Below are 17414 nucleotides of genomic sequence, written 5' to 3' on the forward strand. Positions count from 1 at the left end.
CTTTTGACAGGCTCGACCTCATCACAGGAAAGGGACTTTGCCAATGCCGCTGGAACTGGTCACGCTGCGCTGCCTGAAGGACAACTATGCCTATCTGCTGCATGGCGACGAGGGCACGGTGCTGATCGACGCCCCCGACGCCGCGCCGATCCTGAGGGAACTGGAGGCCCGCGACTGGTCCCTTGCCGCGATCCTGCTGACCCATCACCACGCCGATCACACCGACGGCGTGGCCGAGATCGTCCGGGAAACCGGCGCCATGGTGATCGGGGCGGCAGCCGACGCCCACCGCCTGCCCCCGCTGGATCTGCGCGTCAGCCCCGGCGAGCCCCTGGAAGTGCTGGGAGAGCCGGTCGAGATCATCGACGTGTCCGGCCACACCGTCGGCCATGTGGCGTTCCACTTCCCCCGGTCCGGAATGGCCTTCACGGCGGACAGCCTCATGGCGCTGGGGTGCGGGCGCCTGTTCGAGGGAACGGCCGCCATGATGTGGGACAGCCTGTCGCGGCTGAACGCCCTGCCCGGAGACACGCTGATCTGCTCGGGCCACGACTACTGCGCAGGCAACGGCGCCTTCGCCCTGTCGGTGGACCCCGACAACCCCGCCCTGCATCGGCGGCTCAAGGCTGTCCAGGAGGCAAGAGAGCCCTGCGCGCCCGCGACGCTGGCCATGGAACACGAGACGAATCCCTTTCTGCGCGTGGACGCGCTTCGTGCCTCGCTTGGCATGGAGACAGCCCCTGACGCCGAGGTTTTCGCAAGGCTTCGGCAGATGAAGGACAGCTTCTGACGGGCAAGTGAAAACCGCCATACCCGGCAGCGTGCTTGAATTTCGCACGGACGCGCATCACATCTGCCTCAACCGTGGGAAAAACGTGGCATCCTTGTGAAAAAGCACTTGATGCCGACCGAATTCCACCAAATCTTAACTGTATCGTGACAGTCTGGGCCGGTGGGCACAACATATGCCCATACCGCCAGCCGACTGACAGGAGAAGACCGTGCCAAGTTTCTCGACCTCTCTGGAACAGGCCATTCACCAGGCGCTTGCGCTGGCGAACGAACATCGACACGAGCTTGCCACGCTCGAACACCTGCTGCTGGCCCTGACCGAGGAACCGGACGCGGTCAAGGTGATGCGGGCCTGCAATGTCGATCTGGACGAACTTCGCAAGCTGCTGATCGATTTTATCGAGGACGACCTGTCCACCCTCATCACGGATGTGGAAGGCTCGGAAGCCGTGCCGACCGCGGCGTTCCAGCGGGTGATTCAACGTGCCGCCATCCACGTCCAAAGCTCGGGCCGGCAGGAAGTGACGGGCGCCAACGTGCTTGTCGCGATCTTTGCCGAACGCGAATCCAACGCGGCCTTCTTCCTGCAGGAAATGGACATGACCCGTTACGACGCGGTCAACTTCATCGCGCATGGCGTGGCGAAGAACCCGTCCTTCAACGAGAACCGCAAGGTCGTGGGTTCCGACGAGCCCGAGCAGAAGCAGGCCGAGCCCGCGCAGGAAGCCAAGGACGAAACCGCGCTTGGCAAATACTGCGTGGACCTGAACGCCAAATCCAAGAAGGGCGACGTTGACCCGCTGATCGGCCGCGAGGCCGAGGTGGAACGCGCCATCCAGGTCCTCTGCCGCCGCCGCAAGAACAATCCGCTTCTGGTGGGCGATCCCGGCGTGGGCAAGACTGCCATCGCCGAAGGCCTTGCGCTGAAGATCACGCGCCGGGAAACCCCGGACGTGCTGGCGGGCGCCACGATCTTCTCGCTCGACATGGGCGCGCTGCTGGCGGGCACCCGCTATCGCGGCGACTTCGAGGAACGCCTGAAGGCCGTCGTGAAGGAGCTTGAGAACCATCCCGACGCGATCCTGTTCATCGACGAGATCCATACGGTGATCGGCGCGGGCGCGACCTCGGGCGGGGCGATGGATGCGTCGAACCTGCTGAAGCCCGCGCTGTCGGGCGGCAAGCTGCGCTGCATGGGATCGACCACCTACAAGGAGTTCCGGCAGCACTTCGAGAAGGACCGCGCGCTGAGCCGCCGATTCCAGAAGATCGACGTGAACGAGCCTTCGGTGGCCGACACCATCAAGATCCTGATGGGCCTCAAGCCGTCCTTCGAGAAGCACCACGACCTGCGCTATACCAACGAGGCGATCAAGTCGGCGGTGGAGCTGGCCAGTCGCTACATCAACGACCGCAAGCTGCCCGACAGCGCCATCGACGTGATCGACGAGGCGGGCGCGGCGCAGCACCTGGTCAGCGAAAGCAAGCGCCGCAAGACCATCAGCCCCAAGGAGATTGAGGCTGTGGTGGCCAAGATCGCCCGCATCCCGCCGAAGAACGTCAGCAAGGACGATGCCGAGGTTCTGCGCGACCTGGAAGCGACCCTGAAGCGTGTGGTCTTCGGGCAGGACGCGGCGATCACCGCGCTGTCCTCGGCCATCAAGCTGGCACGGGCCGGTCTGCGCGAACCCGAGAAGCCCATCGGCAACTACCTGTTCGCCGGGCCGACCGGGGTGGGCAAGACCGAGGTCGCCAAGCAGCTTGCCTCCAGTCTGGGGGTCGAACTGATCCGCTTCGACATGTCGGAATACATGGAGAAGCACGCGGTCAGCCGCCTGATCGGCGCGCCTCCGGGCTATGTGGGCTTTGATCAGGGCGGGATGCTGACCGACGGCGTGGACCAGCACCCGCATTGCGTGCTGCTGCTGGACGAGATCGAGAAGGCGCACCCGGATGTCTACAACATCCTGTTGCAGGTGATGGACCACGGCAAGCTGACCGACCACAACGGCCGGCAGGTGGATTTCCGCAACGTGATCCTGATCATGACCTCGAACGCGGGCGCGTCCGACATGCAGAAGGCCGCGATCGGCTTTGGCCGCGACAAGCGCGAGGGCGAGGATACCGCCGCCATCGAGCGGACCTTCACGCCCGAGTTCCGCAACCGCCTGGACGCGATCATCAGCTTTGCGGCGCTGTCGCGCGACGTGGTGGTCCACGTGGTCGAGAAGTTCGTGCTGCAACTGGAAGCGCAGCTCATGGACCGCAATGTCCATATCGAACTGACCCCGGAAGCCGCCGACTGGCTGGCCGAAAAGGGCTACGACGACAAGATGGGCGCCCGTCCCCTGGGCCGCGTGATCCAGGAGAATATCAAGAAGCCGCTGGCCGAGGAACTGCTGTTCGGCCGGCTGACCAAGGGCGGCGTGGTCCGCGTGAAGATCGAGGACGACAAGCCCGTCTTCGACATCACCGGCCCCGACGCCCCCCGCATCGGCAAGTCCAAGACGCCGCTGCTGACGGCGGACTGATCGCCGCACCTGACCTTGGAAACCCCGCCCGACCTTGTCGTGGCGGGGTTTTCCTTTTCGCGCGGCGCGGCGTGCCGATGGCACAGCGTTCCCGGCCCCCTCGATGGGGGTGGGAACGCTTCCCTGCTCAGCCGGGGCGGACCAGCCGGGCCGGGATCAGGCCGCGCAAGGCGTTGCCCATGAACAAATCCCCCGCCTCCAGATCGGCGGGCAGAAGCCGCGCTTCCTGGGCTTGGCCAGCTTCGATCAGCGACCGGCGCAGCACACCCGGCAGCAGTCCGCATTCCAGCGGCGGCGTCAGAAGCCGATCCCCCCGCCGCAGGAACAGGCTGGTGATGGTGCCCTCGCAAACCTCGCCGCGTTCGTTCAGCAGGATCGCCTCGTTCACGCCGTCCGGAAACGTGGTGCGAGCGCGGTCATAGACCGGGCGGTGCGACGTCTTGATCCTCAGCCAGGGGTCCGTGCTGTCCAGTCGCAGGGCTGAAATCATCACTTGCCAAAAGGGCGGGTTCGGCGGCAGCGGCTGATGCGAAACCCCGACTGCCCCCGCCGCATTGACCGCCAGCCGCCCGCGCAGGACCTGGCCCTTCGGCAATCCGTCCAAGGCAGCTTGCAGGGCCGCACGGTCCAGCGGAAAGCCCACCGCGGCGCAGCCTCGCTCCAGCCGCTCACGATGCAGCGGCCACAAGGCGATCCGCCCGTCGGCTTCGGCCCGCATCGTCTCGAAAACGGTCAGGCCTTCGGGGGCAGGTCCAAGAATGCGGCCTTGCACAATGCTTCCTCCCATTCCGATCCGGCGCGGCTGTCATGGGTAATACCGCCGCCGACATTCAGCCGAAGGCGGTCCGGCGCCTCCAGCACGGGTGTTCTGATCGCCACCGAAAAGCGCATCGGCCCGGCCGGATCGATCCAGCCGATCGCCCCGCAGTAAACCCCGCGCGGCGCTTGTTCCAGTTCCGCGATGATCTGCATCGCGCGGATCTTGGGCGCCCCGGTGATCGAGCCGCAGGGAAACAGCGCGGCCAAGATCGCCGCCAGCGCTACCCCTGGCCTCAACTGGCCCGTCACCGTCGAGACCATCTGGTGCAGCGTGGCATAGGTTTCGACATGGAACAGCAGCGGGACGCCGACGCTGCCCGGCAGGCAGATGCGCGACAGATCGTTGCGCAGCAGATCGACGATCATCAGGTTCTCGGCCCGGTCCTTTTCCGAGGCCGCCAAGGCCGCCGCATGTCCGGCATCCTCGGACGCATCCCTGCCGCGCGGCGCGGTGCCCTTCATCGGGCGCGTCTCGATGCGGCCCGCTGCATCCACGGCAAAGAACAGCTCGGGGCTGCGCGACAGGACGACCAGCCCGCCGAGATCGACAAACGCGCCCTCGCCCACCGGCTGCCGCGCCGCCAGCGCGGCATAGACGGCCAGCGGATCGCCCGAAACCTCGGCCTCCATCGGGAAGGTCAGGTTGACCTGATAGCAATCGCCCGCCGCGATGTAGTCGCGCACCGCCGCGATGGCTGCGTCATAGCGCACCCGCGACCACAAGGGCCGGGGACGGCCGATGACGGCATCCGCCGCATCGGGCAAAGCTGGGGCAGGACGGGGCTTGTCGAAGACGCCCATCAGGATCAGCGGGTGCCTGCGGGCGCGGGGCATGGACGGTGCAAGCTTCGTGGTCAGCGCATCGCCCAGTTCATAGGACAGGTAGCCCGCGATCCAGTGCCCCTGCGCCCGCGCGGCCTCGATGGCCGCAAGGGCCGGGCCTATGCCGGCGGCGGTGTCGGCGCGGATCACGGTGCGCGGAGCCGTGAACAGCGTGCCGCCGGGCAGCGGTCCCTGGTCGAACCGGACCTGACCGCTCACTTGGCGGCCTTGGCCTTGGCTGCCAGATCGCGCGCGACGGCGAAGGCGCCCTTGATGCGGTCGGCGTCGGTCTTCCAGTCGTTCGCCACGAAGATCTTGTTGTCGGTGATCTTCGCCTGCGCCCGATGCTCGTTCAGGAAATCGACAAGGCCGGCGGGGTTCGGGAACTTGTCCATGTGGAACTGGACCGTCGCGCCCTTCGGTCCGGCATCCAGGCGCGAGATGTTGGCCCGCTTGGCCATCGCCTTGATGCGGATGACCAGCAACAGGGTGTTCACCTCTCGCGGAAGCGCCCCGAAGCGGTCGATCAGTTCGGCGGCGAAGCCCTCAAGCTCGACCTTGGTGGTCAGGCCAGACAGGCGGCGATACAGGCCCAGCCGCACGTCCAGGTCGGGGATGTAGCTTTCCGGGATCGTGACCGGCACGCCCAAGTTCAGTTGCGGGGCCCATTCGTCCTCGGGCGTGCCCTCGATCTCGCCCGACTTCAGCTTGGCGATGGTTTCCTCCAGCATCTGCTGGTAAAGTTCGAAGCCGACCTCCTTGATATGACCCGACTGCTCCTCGCCCAGCAGGTTGCCCGCGCCGCGCAGGTCCAGGTCTTGGGACGCAAGGTTGAAGCCCGCGCCAAGCCCGTCGATGGACCCCAGGAACTTCAGCCGCCGCATGGCCTGCGGGGTCAGCGGCTGGCGCGGTTTCGTCGTCAGATAGCAATAGGCGCGCGTCTTGGACCGGCCCACCCGGCCCCGGATCTGGTAAAGCTGAGCCAGCCCGAACATGTCGGCGCGCCAGACGATCATGGTGTTGGCAGTCGGGATGTCGAGGCCAGACTCCACGATGGTCGTGGCCAGCAGCACGTCGTGGCTGCCGTCGTAGAAGGCGTTCATGCGCCCGTCCAGATCCCCCGCCGCAAGCTGGCCGTGGGCAACCAGATAGTTGATCTCCGGCATGTTTTCTTGAAGCCAGTGCTCGACCTCGGGCAGATCGGCCAGCCGCGGGACGACGAAGAAGCTTTGGCCGCCGCGATACTTCTCGCGCAGCAGGGCTTCCCGGATCGTCACGCTGTCGAATTCCGACACATAGGTGCGGATCGACAGGCGGTCCACCGGGGGCGTGCCGATCACCGACAGGTCGCGCACGCCGGTCAGCGACAGTTGCAGCGTGCGCGGGATCGGCGTCGCGGTCAGCGTCAGGACATGGATGTCGCTGCGCAGTTCCTTGAGCCGTTCCTTGTGGGCCACGCCGAAGTGCTGTTCCTCGTCGATGATCAGCAGGCCGAGGTTCTTGAAGCGCACCCCCTTGGCCAGCACCGCATGGGTGCCGACGACCACATCAACGGTGCCGTCCGACAGGCCTTCGCGCGTCTTGGCCGCGTCCTTGGCGCTGACGAAGCGCGACAACGGGCGCACGTTGATCGCCGTGCCCCGGAAGCGTTCGGCGAAGGTCTTGAAGTGCTGGCGCGCCAGCAGCGTGGTGGGCGCCACGACCGCGACCTGCATCCCCTGTGACGCGGCGATGAAGGCCGCGCGCATGGCGACCTCGGTCTTGCCGAAGCCCACGTCGCCGACGATCAGGCGGTCCATGGGGCGGCCCGCCCCCAGATCCTCCAGCACGTCGTCGATGGCGGAAAGCTGGTCCTCGGTCTCGCTGTAGGGGAAGCGGGCAGAGAAGGCCTGCCAATCGTGATCCTCGGGTTCCAAGACAGGGGCGGGGCGCAGCAGGCGTTCGGCGGCGACGCGCATCAGCTTGTCGGCGATCAGCTTGATGCGTTCCTTGAGGCGCGCCTTCCGCGCCTGCCAGGCACCGCCGCCAAGTCGGTCCAGCAGCCCTTCCTCGTGGCTATAGCGGGACAGCAGCTCGATGTTCTCGACCGGCAGATAAAGGCGATCCCCGCCCGCGTATTCCAGCGCCACGCAGTCGTGGGGCACGCCCATGGCCTTGATCGTCTCAAGCCCCGTATAGCGGCCGATGCCGTGTTCGACATGGACCACCAGATCGCCCGGCGTCAGGCTGGTCGTGTCGCGCAGGAAGTTGTCGGCCTTGCGCCGCTTCTTGGCGCCCCGGATCAGCCGGTCGCCCAGAACGTCCTGTTCGGAAATCACGGCCAGCTTGCCCAGCGCCTGCCCGTCGGCCACGAAGCCTTCGTCCAGCGGCCAGACGGCAAGGCCCACCGTGCCGGGCTTGTCGGACAGGTCGCGGATGTCGCCGATGGGCTTGGCGCCTGCCAGTCCCTCATCCGCCAGAAGCCCCGAGAGACGTTCCCGCGCCCCGTCCGAGAAGGAGGCGACAATGACCCGGTGGTCCTTGGAAAGAACCTTCACATGATCGGCCAAGGCCTTGAACAGGTTTATGCTTTCAGCCTGCCGCTCCGGCGCGAAGTTGCGCCCCACGCGCCCGCCCGCATCCAGCACCCCCGGCCCCGGTGGCTGCGGCAGCACCGACAGGCGCAGCACCCGGTGCGCAGCAAGCCATGTGGCCCACTCGGCCTCGGTCGGGAACATCGCGTCGGGCGGCACGGGTTTGTAGACCGTGTCGCTGCGGCCCTTGGCGGCCATCGCCGCCTTTCGCGCGCCGAACTGTTCGTCGATCATGCCGCGCCGGGCAAGGGTCACCTGCCCCACATGGTCGTCCAGCACGACCGCCGCGCCCGGCAGATAGTCGAACAGGCTTTCCATCCTGTCGTGGAACCAGGGCAGCCAATGCTCCATTCCTGCCGTCTTGCGGCCCGCGCTGACGCTTTCATACAGCGGGTCGTTGGTGCCGCCGCCGTATTCTGTGCGATAGTTCTGGCGGAACCGCGTGATCGCGTCTTCGTCCAGGATCACCTCGGACATGGGCGCGAGTTCGATGCGCGACAGCTTCTCGGTGGTACGCTGCGTTTCGGCGTCGAAGCGGCGGGCTCCGTCCAGCACGTCGCCGAACAGGTCCAGCCGGACGGGACCGGATTCGCCTGGCGGGAAGATGTCGATGATGCCGCCCCTCACGGCATAGTCGCCGGGTTCCGTCACGGTGGGCGATTGCGTGAAGCCCATGCGGACCAGGAAGTCGCGCAATGCGGCCTCGTCGATGCGGTCGCCCACGCGGGCCACGAAGCTGGCGCCCGCGACCAGATCGCGCGCGGGCACCCGCTGAAGCACGGCGTTCAGCGTGGTCAGCAGCACGAAGGGTCCCTTGACCGCCCCCTGCGCCAGACCCGCCAGCGTCGCCATCCGCGCCGCTTGGATGTCGGGCGAAGGCGAGACGCGGTCATAGGGCGTCGTGTCCCAGGCCGGAAAGTCCAGCACGGGCAGGTTCGGCGCCAGGAACGCCAGGGCCGCGCGCATGGCGGCCATGCGGCGGTCGTCGCGGGCGATGTGGATGACGGGGGAACCGCGCCCGGCTTCGCGCGCGATCAGCGCGGCGTCATAGCCTTCGGGCGCGCCGGAAAGGATCAGGTGTTCGGCCATGGGGCTGAGGTAAAGCGCCGCGCGGCGGAGTCAAGCTTAGAAGCCATAGGGATGGACCACCGACCACAGCGCCCCCAGCATCGCCGTCACCGCGACCGCGACCATTGACAGGACCGTCACCAGCCGCCGGTGGACGACCATGCGGCGCACGGCCTCGGCCGCGGCATCCGGGACGGGCGTGGCGCCGCGCTCGGCGGCCTCCAGCAAGGGTGCGAGGCGGCGGGCCAGGGCGATCCGCAGCCAGAACAGGATCGCCAGCGGCAGCAGCAGCAGGAACGCCGCGAGGGCCAGTTCCAGACCATAGCCGAAGCCCATGATCGCCAGCGAGGTCAGCACGAAGCCGGTCACCGCCAGGACGCACGCCCCCTCGCGCCGGCCAAGGTGCCAACGGGGCAGGACCAGCGACAGCCAGTCCAGCAGGTGCAGGACCAGCGGGGATTCCCCCTCGTTCGCCTGGATGGCCGTGCGAGCGCGGCTGACGATCTCGGCAGGGACGCCGATCACGCTGCGCCCGGTCAGCGACCAGGTGCCGAGCACCACCAGCCAATACCAGACCGTGCCAAAGGACCGGCTGTCCAGAAGGCCGATCAGGCTGTCGAATTGCGGCACGCGGGCTTCCTTGTCCTTGGGCGCCCGCGACCTTAGAACGGGTCAGGCCGAAGGAAAAGCCATCCGCTTGCCAGGAGTTTGCCATGCCCACGCCGATCATCGCCCCCTTCCCCGCCTCGCGCCTGCGCCGGCTGCGCCGTACCCCCGCGATCCGCGCCATGGTGTCGGAATGCGACGTGACGCCTGCCAACCTGATCTGGCCGATCTTCGTGACCGAGGTGGCCGGGGCCGAGGGCGAGATATCCTCGATGCCCGGCGTGGAGCGGCTGACGCTGGACGGGGTCAAACGGGCGGCGGAACGGGCGGCGCGGCTGAACATTCCGGCGATCTGCATCTTTCCCCATTCAGACCAGGACCTGAAGACGGAAACCTGCGAACGGGCCTGGGACCCCGACAACATCGGCAACCGCGCCATCCGCGCCGTCAAGGAAACCGTGCCGGATCTGGCCGTGATGACCGACATCGCGCTGGACCCCTATAACGCCAACGGACATGACGGCATCGTCGTGAACGGAGAGATCCTGAACGACGAAACGGTCGCGGCCCTGGTCCGCATGGCGCTGGTGCAGGCGGAAAGCGGCGCCGACATCCTGGGTCCCAGCGACATGATGGACGGACGCATCGGCGCGCTGCGGGGCGCGCTGGAGCAGGCGGGCCACAAGCATGTGGCGATCCTGTCCTATGCCGCCAAGTTCGCCTCCAGCTTCTATGGCCCGTTCCGGGACGCGGTCGGCGCCTCGGGGCGACTGGTGGGGGACAAGAAGACCTACCAGGTCAACCCCGCGAACCGGGGCGAGGCGATCCGCTGCGTGGCCCGCGACTTGGCCGAGGGCGCGGACATGGTGATGGTCAAGCCCGGCCTGCCCTATCTGGACATCTGCCGCGCCGTGAAGGACCAGTTCGGCGCGCCCACCTTCGCCTATCAGGTCAGCGGCGAATACGCGATGCTGGAAGGCGCGATCCGCAACGGCTGGCTGTCGCGGGACGCGATGTTCGAAAGCCTTTTGTGCTTCCGCCGGGCGGGCTGCGACGGCATCCTGACCTATTTCGCCCCCCTGGTTGCCGAGGCGATCGCCGCCCGGGCCTGACGCTCAGGCGGTCTGCCGCGCGCCCCGCGCGGGACGGGTGACAGGTCGCCGGAAATCTTCTAGCATCCGCCGCAAAAGGCCGGATCATCCGGCGCGACAAGGCGGGACACGTGATGAGCAGAGATTTCCAGGCCAAGGTTGGCCGTCGCATGGTGCTGAAGGGCGCGGCCGGCACCGCCGCGCTGGCTCTGGCGGGGTGCAGCAATGCGGTCGGCACCAATGCAGGCGCGCAACTGGACGCGCGCGTGGACGCGACGCACCAGTATCTGATCCAGAACTATCCGTCCGCGCAGGCCTTGGTGCAGAACGCCAAGGGCGTCCTCTACATGCCCCTGATGACCGAGGCCGCGCTTGGCATCGGCGGAGCCTATGGCCAGGGCGCGCTGCGGATCGGCGGGGCGACGGTGGACTATTATTCCGCCACCCGCGCCACGGTGGGCTTCCAGGCGGGCGCGCAGCAATATGCCCATGTGCTGATCTTCCAGACGGATGCGGCGCTGGCCTCGTTCCGGGCATCGCCCGGCTGGCTGGCGGGGGCCAACGCCTTCTACGCGATCCCGCAGGGGGGCATGGCGCTTGGCGCGGACACGATCACGGCGCAACTGCCGGTCGTGGCAATGATCTTCGGTCAGGCCGGGCTGATGGCCGGCGCCTCGATCGAGGGCACGAAATACACCCGCATCATCCCGTCCGAGATCCCGCAACTGGGCTTCGGCGGCATGGGCCTGCCGCAGATGGGCCGCTGAACCCCTAGCCCGAGGTCAGGTGACGCAGCCCATGCGTGACATCGGCGCGCACGGCCAGCCGCAGGGCGGGTTCGTCCCCCGCCCGCAGCGCGGCCAGGATCATGCGGTGGTGGCGCGGCGGCTCGTTCCGCTTCACCCGGCCATAGAGCGCACGCATGGTCGGCCCCAGTTGAAGCCAGATCGTTTCCAGCATCGCCAGCATCGCCGGGGCCTGCGCGCGCAAGTAAAGCATCCGGTGAAACTCAAGATTGCAGCGGATATAGCCCACCGCATCGTGGTTCTCGACCGCATCTGCAATCCGCGCGTTCATCTGCGCCAACCGGTCGATCAGCGCGAAATGCGCGCGTGGCAGGGCGCGGGCGGCCAGTTCCGGCTCGATCAGGGCGCGCAGCGCCGCCAGTTCCTCGATCCGGTCGTCCGACAGCGCGGGCGTGGTCACGCGGCCCGAGGCCGACAGGGTCAGCGCGCCTTCGGCCACCAGGCGGCGCACGGCCTCTCGCGCGGGGGTCATCGACAGGTGGTATTCGCGGGCGATGCCGCGCAGGGTCAGCGGCTTGCCGGGCGGCAGCTCGCCCAGCATGATCCGGCTGCGCAGGTTGCGATACAGCTTTTCATGGGCGGACGGATCGGTGGCTCGGGCGGGGGCGTTCATGGCCTGCATGTGATCACAAACCGCGCCTTCGTCAATCCCCCGCAGGGTCGCGGAACTGCCACGCCATCAGGTCCGACCCGTGCCGCCGCAGCCAGTCGCGTTGGGGCGCATAGTCGGGCATCAGCCCCGCGACGGCCGCCCAGAAACGCGGCGAATGATCCATGTGGCGCAGATGCGCGACCTCGTGGGCTGCGACATAGTCCAGCACCGCGGGCGGCGCCATCGCCAACCGCCAGGAAAACATCAGCCGTCCGTCGGATGTGCAACTGCCCCAGCGCGACCGCGTGTCGCGCAGCACGATCGCCCTGTAGCTGCGACCAAGCGCCCCCGCATGACGGTCGCAGGCCATCCGCAGCTGCTGCATGGCCAGATGCTTCAGATAGGCCTGCACCACCGGACCTGCGGGCCGGCCTGCGGGCACCAGCAGGGCGCCGCCCGCGGCCCCGGCCACGCGAATGGCGGCGGGGGTCAGCACCATCGCCTGGCCCGCGATCGGCACCGCGGCCCCGTGCCGGACGATGCTGGGCGCGGGCCGCCGTTCGGACGCCTGCAGCAGCCAGCGGGACTTCGCCTCGGCAAAGGCGGCGCCATCGGACAGCGCCACATGCGCGGGCAGCGTCAGCACCACCGGCCCCCCGTCGCGCGGCACCCGCAGCGTCATGCGCCGCGCCCTGGCCGAGCGCCGCCAGGTGATCCGCATCCCATTGCCGATGGTAAATGCCTCGGCCATCCGCCTGCCCTTGCCTTGCCCTGCGCTTGCTGCCAGAAAAGCCTTTGACACCCTCCGGCACCTGTGGCAGGGGGTCCACCGATTTCCTAAACGCGGCGGAAGGAGAATGCCATGCCCAAAGAGGAATGGGGCACGAAACGCCTGTGCCCGCACTGCGCGACGCGGTTCTATGACCTGCGCGCCAACCCGATGACCTGCCCCGCCTGCGGGAACACGTTCACGCTTGAAAGCCTGACCGACAGTCGCGGCAAGACGCTGGTCACCGAAAAGACCGCCGTCCGCGACGACGACGACCTGGTCGACGACGACGAGGATCTGGGCGACGATGCCGGCGATCTGGACGACGATCTGCTGGAGGAAGACGATGACGACGGCGACGTGTCGCTGGACGACATCGCCGACGTCGCCGACAACGACGAGGAATGACGCAAAGGCCGGTCGCAGGACCGGCCTTTTTCTTTTGCGGAACGGCTTCGCCCCGGTTTCAGGCCGCGTCCGGGGTTCTTCGTCCCCGATGGCGTGGGACGCCTAGTTGAAGGTATGCACCCTCAGCTTCAGGCTGCCGTCGTCCTGCTTTTCAAAGACATGGGTCGCCACCCCGCCCCACGGCTGTTCGGCGCCGCTGGCATCCTTGCCCGTGGCGGACCACTTGGCCGTGCCGACCAGCATGTCGTCATCGCCATGCGCTTCTATCAGTTCCAGCTTGTGACCCGTCACGCCCATGTCGAAAAGGCCGCCGAAGAACTTCTCGACCCCGTCCGGCCCCTTGATGACGTCATGCGTGGCGGGCAGAAAGATTGCATCCTGCCCGTAGAATGCGGCAACGGCCTTTGCATCACCCGCGTTGAAGGCTGCGTCCCACGCCGAATATGCGGCCTGGACGTCGTCTGCGGGATCGGCACCGGCACCAGTGGCTGCAGAAAGGCAAACACACAGCACCGCAGACATCAAGGTCAAAGACCTGACCATGACTCCCTCCTGCGTTTACGGGACGCGACACCCCGCGCCCCTGCAAATCATACACTTTTTCCGCAGTTTTGTAGAGAGCGCGAACCGGTCGCCGGATCGTGCCAGGCATGGATCGATGCCGCCGATGCACCGGAAGGGATGGCCGTGCCCGCAGAGGTCAGGCAGCCATGGACGGCTTGAAAACCGGCGCGCAGAACGGTGCCCCGCCTGCGCTGCCGGGTGTCAAAAGTCTCGATCAGCCCAGACGATAGTTCGGGCTCTCTCTTGTGATCTGGACGTCGTGGACGTGACTGCCACCACCAAATACCTACCGCCTTTCAGATACTTAGAAAACAACCGCATCAGTGCACATCAGCTGATTCGCGAAAAATCTCAGCTTTTGAACCAAAAAGCAGGCAAAAGTAACGCCGCACAAACGCGTAGTTCACCTCACCAGACAACGCCAAGATTGCCCAGCCGCCTCTGTTTTGTGCCCGAGCATCATGATTAAGATCTCTCGCTCTTCACTCGTGAGGCCTCGCTTGCCCCGCCGAGTGCTCATGGAGAGTAGGTCAAGGTATGGGGAAGGGAGAGCCGCTCGGTTGCTGGAGGTTCTCTTCGCAGTCTGCTTTTTCATGATGGGCCTTGTTGTTGGTTGCCCACGGAAAAAGGTATCGAGTGCCCGATTTGGGAAAACAAAGTTTGAATCGCTGTGTAGTTATGGAAGAGCGATTACCCGGTACAGCCGACAAACAATGTAAATATTTGAAACATATAGTGAAATTTACTAACATCACGGCCGACAGGTCGCCGACATTGGAAGTCACCTTCAGAGCCGCTTTTTGTGACTGCGCTGGATGCGCAGCAATGACCGCCAGTCTGAGTGGTGACGTTAAGTCCAGCTTTCATGCCTGTAGGTACAACAGCCCGGCCATTTAGTAGCGCGCGTCGGAACAGTCATTGCCCGATGCACACCATGCATCAGTAACGTTAGAAGACTATCTTTTTTTGCATCAGCAAAATCACTGATGCGTTGTCCAGTTCAGGGTATGTTCTGACCAGTTGTCACTTTGTTCTACCTAAAAGCGCCGAGGCGTTTTCTGCCTCGGCGCTTAAAATATCATTAAAATTTTATAGGTTATCCAAGTCTGTAGTTCGGGCTTTCCCGCGTGATCTGGACGTCGTGGACGTGGCTTTCCTTCAGCCCCGCGCCCGTGATGCGCACGAACTGGCAGTTCTTGCGCATTTCTTCGACGGTGGCGCAGCCGGTATAGCCCATGGCGGCGCGCAGCCCCCCCACAAGCTGATGGATCACCGTGCCGGCGGGGCCCTTGTAGGGCACCTGGCCCTCGATCCCCTCGGGCACCAGCTTGTCGGTCGCGGCGTCCTTCTGGAAGTAGCGGTCGGCCGACCCGCGCGCCATGGCGCCAAGCGAACCCATGCCGCGATAGGACTTGAACGACCGGCCCTGGTACAGGATCACCTCGCCCGGGGATTCGTCCGTGCCGGCGATGGCGCTGCCGACCATCGCGCAGCTTGCGCCCGCCGCGATGGCCTTGGCGAAATCGCCCGAGGACTTGATGCCCCCGTCCGCGATGATCGGCACGTCGCCCGCAGCCCCTGCCGCGTCCATGATCGCCGTCAGCTGCGGCACGCCCACGCCCGCCACGATCCGCGTGGTGCAGATCGAGCCCGGCCCGATGCCCACCTTCACCGCGTCAGCGCCCGCGTCGATCAGCGCGCGCGTGGCCTCGGCCGTGGCGACGTTGCCCGCCACCACCTGCACCTGGTTCGAGAACAGCTTGACCCGCTCCACCGCCTTGGCGACGCCCGCGGAATGGCCGTGCGCGGTGTCGATCACCACCATGTCCACGCCCGCCTCGATCAGCGCCTGGCTGCGCTCGAACCCCTCGTCGCCCACGGTGGACGCGGCGGCGACCCGCAGCCGGCCCAGGTCGTCCTTGCAGGCCAGCGGGTTCAGGACCGACTTCTCGGTGTCCTTCAGGGTCAGAAGGCCGGTCAGCTTGCCCTGGCCGTCGGTGATCAGCAGCTTCTCGATCCGGCGGGCCTTCATCAGGCTGATCGCCTCGGCCCGGTCGGCGGGCTCGCGCAGGATCGCCAGGTTCTCGGACGACATCATGGCCCTGACCGGCGTGCCATCGTCGCTGGCAAAGCGCATGTCGCGGTTGGTCACGATGCCGACCACGCGGCCATCCTCGTCCACGACGGGAAAGCCGGTGACGTTGTAGCGATCCTGGAAGGCCTTGGCGTCGGCCAGGGTCTGGTCGGGGCGCAGGGTGATGGGATTGTAGACGATCCCCGATTCGAACCGCTTGACGCGGCGGACCTCGTCGGCCTGCTGTTCGGCCGTCAGGTTGCGGTGGATCACGCCCATGCCGCCCGCCTGCGCCAGGGCGATGGCCATGCGGCTTTCCGTCACCGTGTCCATGGCGGATGACAGAAGCGGGATGTTCATCGCGATGTTTCGGGTCACGCGAGTCCTGACATCGGCGGTCGAGGGCATGACCGTGGATGCGGCGGGAACCAGAAGAACGTCGTCGAAGGTCAGAGCCTCACGAATCTGCATAGGGGGTGTCCTTGCGGCAATTTCGTTTGGCAGTTTCCCCTTTCACGCGTTGACGGCTTTGTCCAGTGGAAAGCCCGCGATTTCTTCGCCGCCACGGAAGGGCCGCGGATGGGCCGCCGGGATGGGATCACAACTGAAAGTTGCCGCAATGTCACTGGCCCCGCGCCCGAGGGCTCCGGACGCCGCGTCATATTGCGCCGCGAATTGATTCGTAGGACATCCGGCGTAAAGCTGATTTCAGCAGTCAATTGACTGCGAAGGGAGGAACTTATGAAAAAAATCCTGACCGGCGGCGCCGCATTGCTGATCTCGGCCTCGCCACTCGTCGCGGGGGGGATCGAACGTGCGCCGCAGTCCCTGTCGGTGCTGTTCGAGGAAGGAAACTACGCCGAGTTGAGCTTTGGCGGCGTCGACCCGACGGTCGAGGGAACGGATATCGCGGGCTTCGACACCGGCGACGTGGCGCAGGGCTATGGCTTCGTGGGGCTGGCCTACAAGCACCAGTTCACCGACAACCTGTCGGCTGCCGTCATCATGGAACAGCCGTTCGGCGCGGACATCCGCTATCCGCTGGCGCCCGCCGGATCGCCGGTCCTGGGCGGCACGCGGGTCGAGGTGAACTCGACCACCCTGACGGCCCTGGCGCGCTACAGGTTCGAGAACAACTTCTCGATCCATGGCGGCATCCGCGCGTCGAACGCGGATGGCGGTGTGACGCTGGATGGCGGCGGGTACCTGACGACCGCAGGCTACAACCTGGACATCGACGACGAATGGGGCGTCGGCTATGTCATCGGCGCGGCCTACGAGATCCCGGAAATCGCCGGCCGCGTCTCGCTGACCTACAACTCGCCGATCGAACATGACTTCAACATGACCGAATCCGGCGGCCCGCTGCCGATCGCGTTCAATGGCGACTATACCGTCAAGACGCCGCGCAGCTGGACCCTGGAAGGCCAGACCGGCATCGCGCCCGACACGCTTCTGTTCGGCTCGATCCGCTGGGTGAAGTGGTCCGAATTCGTGGTGGACAACTTCCTGTTCCCCATCGCCACCCCCGGCGGAGAGATCCCGCTGGTCGAGGTCGAGGATACCACCACCTACACCATCGGCCTGGGCCGCAAGTTCACAGAAAACTGGTCCGGCTCGGTCTCGTTCCTTTACGAGCCAAGCGAAGGCGAGACGGCCTCGCCGCTGGCGCCGACCAATGGCCGCAAGGCCGTCACGCTTGCCGCCATCTACACGATGGACAACATCAAGATCACCTCGGGCATCAGCTATGCCAAGCTGAGCGACGCCGACTTGGGGATCGGGGTCAGCGGCAACAAGACCACCGTTGCCACCATGGACGACGGCCACGCCTGGGGCGTCGGCGTCCGCGTGGGCTACAGCTTCTGAACCTGCCGCCATTCGAAACGGCAAGGCTCC

The 17414-nt window shown here is 66.1% G+C and carries 14 protein-coding genes; 6 read left to right on the forward strand and 8 right to left on the reverse strand.

Annotated elements, in window-relative coordinates:
• Window positions 1–43 precede the first annotated feature (43 nt).
• On the forward strand, window positions 44–790 hold the full coding sequence (gene gloB, locus J0F76_RS03175) for a hydroxyacylglutathione hydrolase (RefSeq protein ID WP_207465636.1): 747 nt from the start codon (window positions 44–46) through the stop codon (window positions 788–790).
• Between the two features lie 211 nt (window positions 791–1001).
• Window positions 1002–3323 carry an ATP-dependent Clp protease ATP-binding subunit ClpA gene (clpA, locus tag J0F76_RS03180; RefSeq protein WP_207465638.1) on the forward strand — a complete coding sequence of 774 codons (2322 nt, stop codon included), beginning with the start codon at window positions 1002–1004 and terminating at the stop codon, window positions 3321–3323.
• A 127-nt stretch (window positions 3324–3450) separates the two neighbouring features.
• Here clpA and J0F76_RS03185 read toward each other — a convergent pair whose 3' ends face one another.
• From J0F76_RS03185 to J0F76_RS03200, 4 genes are read right to left on the reverse strand one after another with little or no spacing between them, the layout of a single operon-like run.
• Window positions 3451–4095 (reverse strand): aminotransferase class IV, encoded by a 645-nt coding sequence (locus tag J0F76_RS03185; RefSeq protein ID WP_207465640.1) that lies wholly within the window; start codon window positions 4093–4095, stop codon window positions 3451–3453.
• On the reverse strand, window positions 4056–5183 hold the full coding sequence (locus tag J0F76_RS03190) for an aminodeoxychorismate synthase component I (protein WP_207465642.1): 1128 nt from the start codon (window positions 5181–5183) through the stop codon (window positions 4056–4058). The genes J0F76_RS03185 and J0F76_RS03190 overlap by 40 nt, the downstream gene beginning before the upstream one ends.
• Window positions 5180–8626 (reverse strand): transcription-repair coupling factor, encoded by a 3447-nt coding sequence (gene mfd / locus J0F76_RS03195; protein ID WP_207465644.1) that lies wholly within the window; start codon window positions 8624–8626, stop codon window positions 5180–5182. Before mfd ends, J0F76_RS03190 begins: the two co-directional genes overlap by 4 nt.
• A 36-nt stretch (window positions 8627–8662) precedes the next feature.
• Window positions 8663–9235 carry a hypothetical protein gene (locus tag J0F76_RS03200; protein WP_207465646.1) on the reverse strand — a complete coding sequence of 191 codons (573 nt, stop codon included), beginning with the start codon at window positions 9233–9235 and terminating at the stop codon, window positions 8663–8665.
• 83 nt (window positions 9236–9318) lie between these two features.
• On the opposite strand from J0F76_RS03200, the gene hemB reads away from it, so the two are divergent.
• Complete coding sequence (gene hemB, locus J0F76_RS03205) at window positions 9319–10323, forward strand: porphobilinogen synthase (RefSeq protein ID WP_207465648.1); 1005 nt, start codon at window positions 9319–9321, stop codon at window positions 10321–10323.
• A gap of 113 nt (window positions 10324–10436) precedes the next feature.
• Window positions 10437–11069, forward strand: a complete 633-nt coding sequence (locus tag J0F76_RS03210) for a lipid-binding SYLF domain-containing protein (protein ID WP_207465650.1) — start codon at window positions 10437–10439, stop codon at window positions 11067–11069.
• A 4-nt stretch (window positions 11070–11073) separates the two neighbouring features.
• On the opposite strand, the gene J0F76_RS03215 is transcribed toward J0F76_RS03210, so the two are convergent.
• On the reverse strand, window positions 11074–11721 hold the full coding sequence (locus J0F76_RS03215; RefSeq protein ID WP_207465652.1) for a GntR family transcriptional regulator: 648 nt from the start codon (window positions 11719–11721) through the stop codon (window positions 11074–11076).
• 31 nt (window positions 11722–11752) lie between these two features.
• Entirely contained in the window at window positions 11753–12451 is a 699-nt protein-coding gene (locus tag J0F76_RS03220) for a M48 family metallopeptidase (RefSeq protein ID WP_207465654.1), read from the reverse strand.
• A 111-nt stretch (window positions 12452–12562) separates the two neighbouring features.
• Between J0F76_RS03220 and J0F76_RS03225 the strand changes: the two genes are divergently transcribed.
• Window positions 12563–12877 carry an FYDLN acid domain-containing protein gene (locus J0F76_RS03225; RefSeq protein ID WP_207465656.1) on the forward strand — a complete coding sequence of 105 codons (315 nt, stop codon included), beginning with the start codon at window positions 12563–12565 and terminating at the stop codon, window positions 12875–12877.
• Between the two features lie 102 nt (window positions 12878–12979).
• Here the strand turns inward: J0F76_RS03225 and J0F76_RS03230 are convergent, their stop codons facing one another.
• Window positions 12980–13420 carry a YybH family protein gene (locus J0F76_RS03230; RefSeq protein WP_207465658.1) on the reverse strand — a complete coding sequence of 147 codons (441 nt, stop codon included), beginning with the start codon at window positions 13418–13420 and terminating at the stop codon, window positions 12980–12982.
• Window positions 13421–14537: 1117 nt separating this feature from the next.
• Entirely contained in the window at window positions 14538–15986 is a 1449-nt protein-coding gene (gene guaB / locus J0F76_RS03235) for an IMP dehydrogenase (RefSeq protein ID WP_207465660.1), read from the reverse strand.
• 270 nt (window positions 15987–16256) lie between these two features.
• Here guaB and J0F76_RS03240 point away from each other — a divergent pair, with 270 nt between their 5' ends.
• Window positions 16257–17384: an OmpP1/FadL family transporter gene (locus tag J0F76_RS03240; RefSeq protein ID WP_207465669.1), complete on the forward strand. Its 1128-nt coding sequence runs from the start codon at window positions 16257–16259 to the stop codon at window positions 17382–17384.
• The last annotated feature ends 30 nt before the right edge of the window (window positions 17385–17414 follow it).

Source organism: Paracoccus fontiphilus, from assembly GCF_017356265.1.
GTDB classification, from domain to species: Bacteria; Pseudomonadota; Alphaproteobacteria; order Rhodobacterales; family Rhodobacteraceae; genus Paracoccus; species Paracoccus fontiphilus.

What these genes read in the sequence shown, in the direction of transcription:
- gloB (WP_207465636.1), top strand. Translation starts at nt 44, where the DNA reads ATGCCGCTGGAACTGGTCACGCTGCGCTGCCTGAAGGACAACTATGCC.
- mfd (WP_207465644.1), bottom strand. Translation starts at nt 8,626, where the DNA reads ATGGCCGAACACCTGATCCTTTCCGGCGCGCCCGAAGGCTATGACGCC.
- hemB (WP_207465648.1), top strand. Translation starts at nt 9,319, where the DNA reads ATGCCCACGCCGATCATCGCCCCCTTCCCCGCCTCGCGCCTGCGCCGG.
- J0F76_RS03210 (WP_207465650.1), top strand. Translation starts at nt 10,437, where the DNA reads ATGAGCAGAGATTTCCAGGCCAAGGTTGGCCGTCGCATGGTGCTGAAG.
- J0F76_RS03215 (WP_207465652.1), bottom strand. Translation starts at nt 11,721, where the DNA reads ATGAACGCCCCCGCCCGAGCCACCGATCCGTCCGCCCATGAAAAGCTG.
- J0F76_RS03220 (WP_207465654.1), bottom strand. Translation starts at nt 12,451, where the DNA reads ATGGCCGAGGCATTTACCATCGGCAATGGGATGCGGATCACCTGGCGG.
- J0F76_RS03225 (WP_207465656.1), top strand. Translation starts at nt 12,563, where the DNA reads ATGCCCAAAGAGGAATGGGGCACGAAACGCCTGTGCCCGCACTGCGCG.
- J0F76_RS03230 (WP_207465658.1), bottom strand. Translation starts at nt 13,420, where the DNA reads ATGGTCAGGTCTTTGACCTTGATGTCTGCGGTGCTGTGTGTTTGCCTT.
- guaB (WP_207465660.1), bottom strand. Translation starts at nt 15,986, where the DNA reads ATGCAGATTCGTGAGGCTCTGACCTTCGACGACGTTCTTCTGGTTCCC.
- J0F76_RS03240 (WP_207465669.1), top strand. Translation starts at nt 16,257, where the DNA reads ATGAAAAAAATCCTGACCGGCGGCGCCGCATTGCTGATCTCGGCCTCG.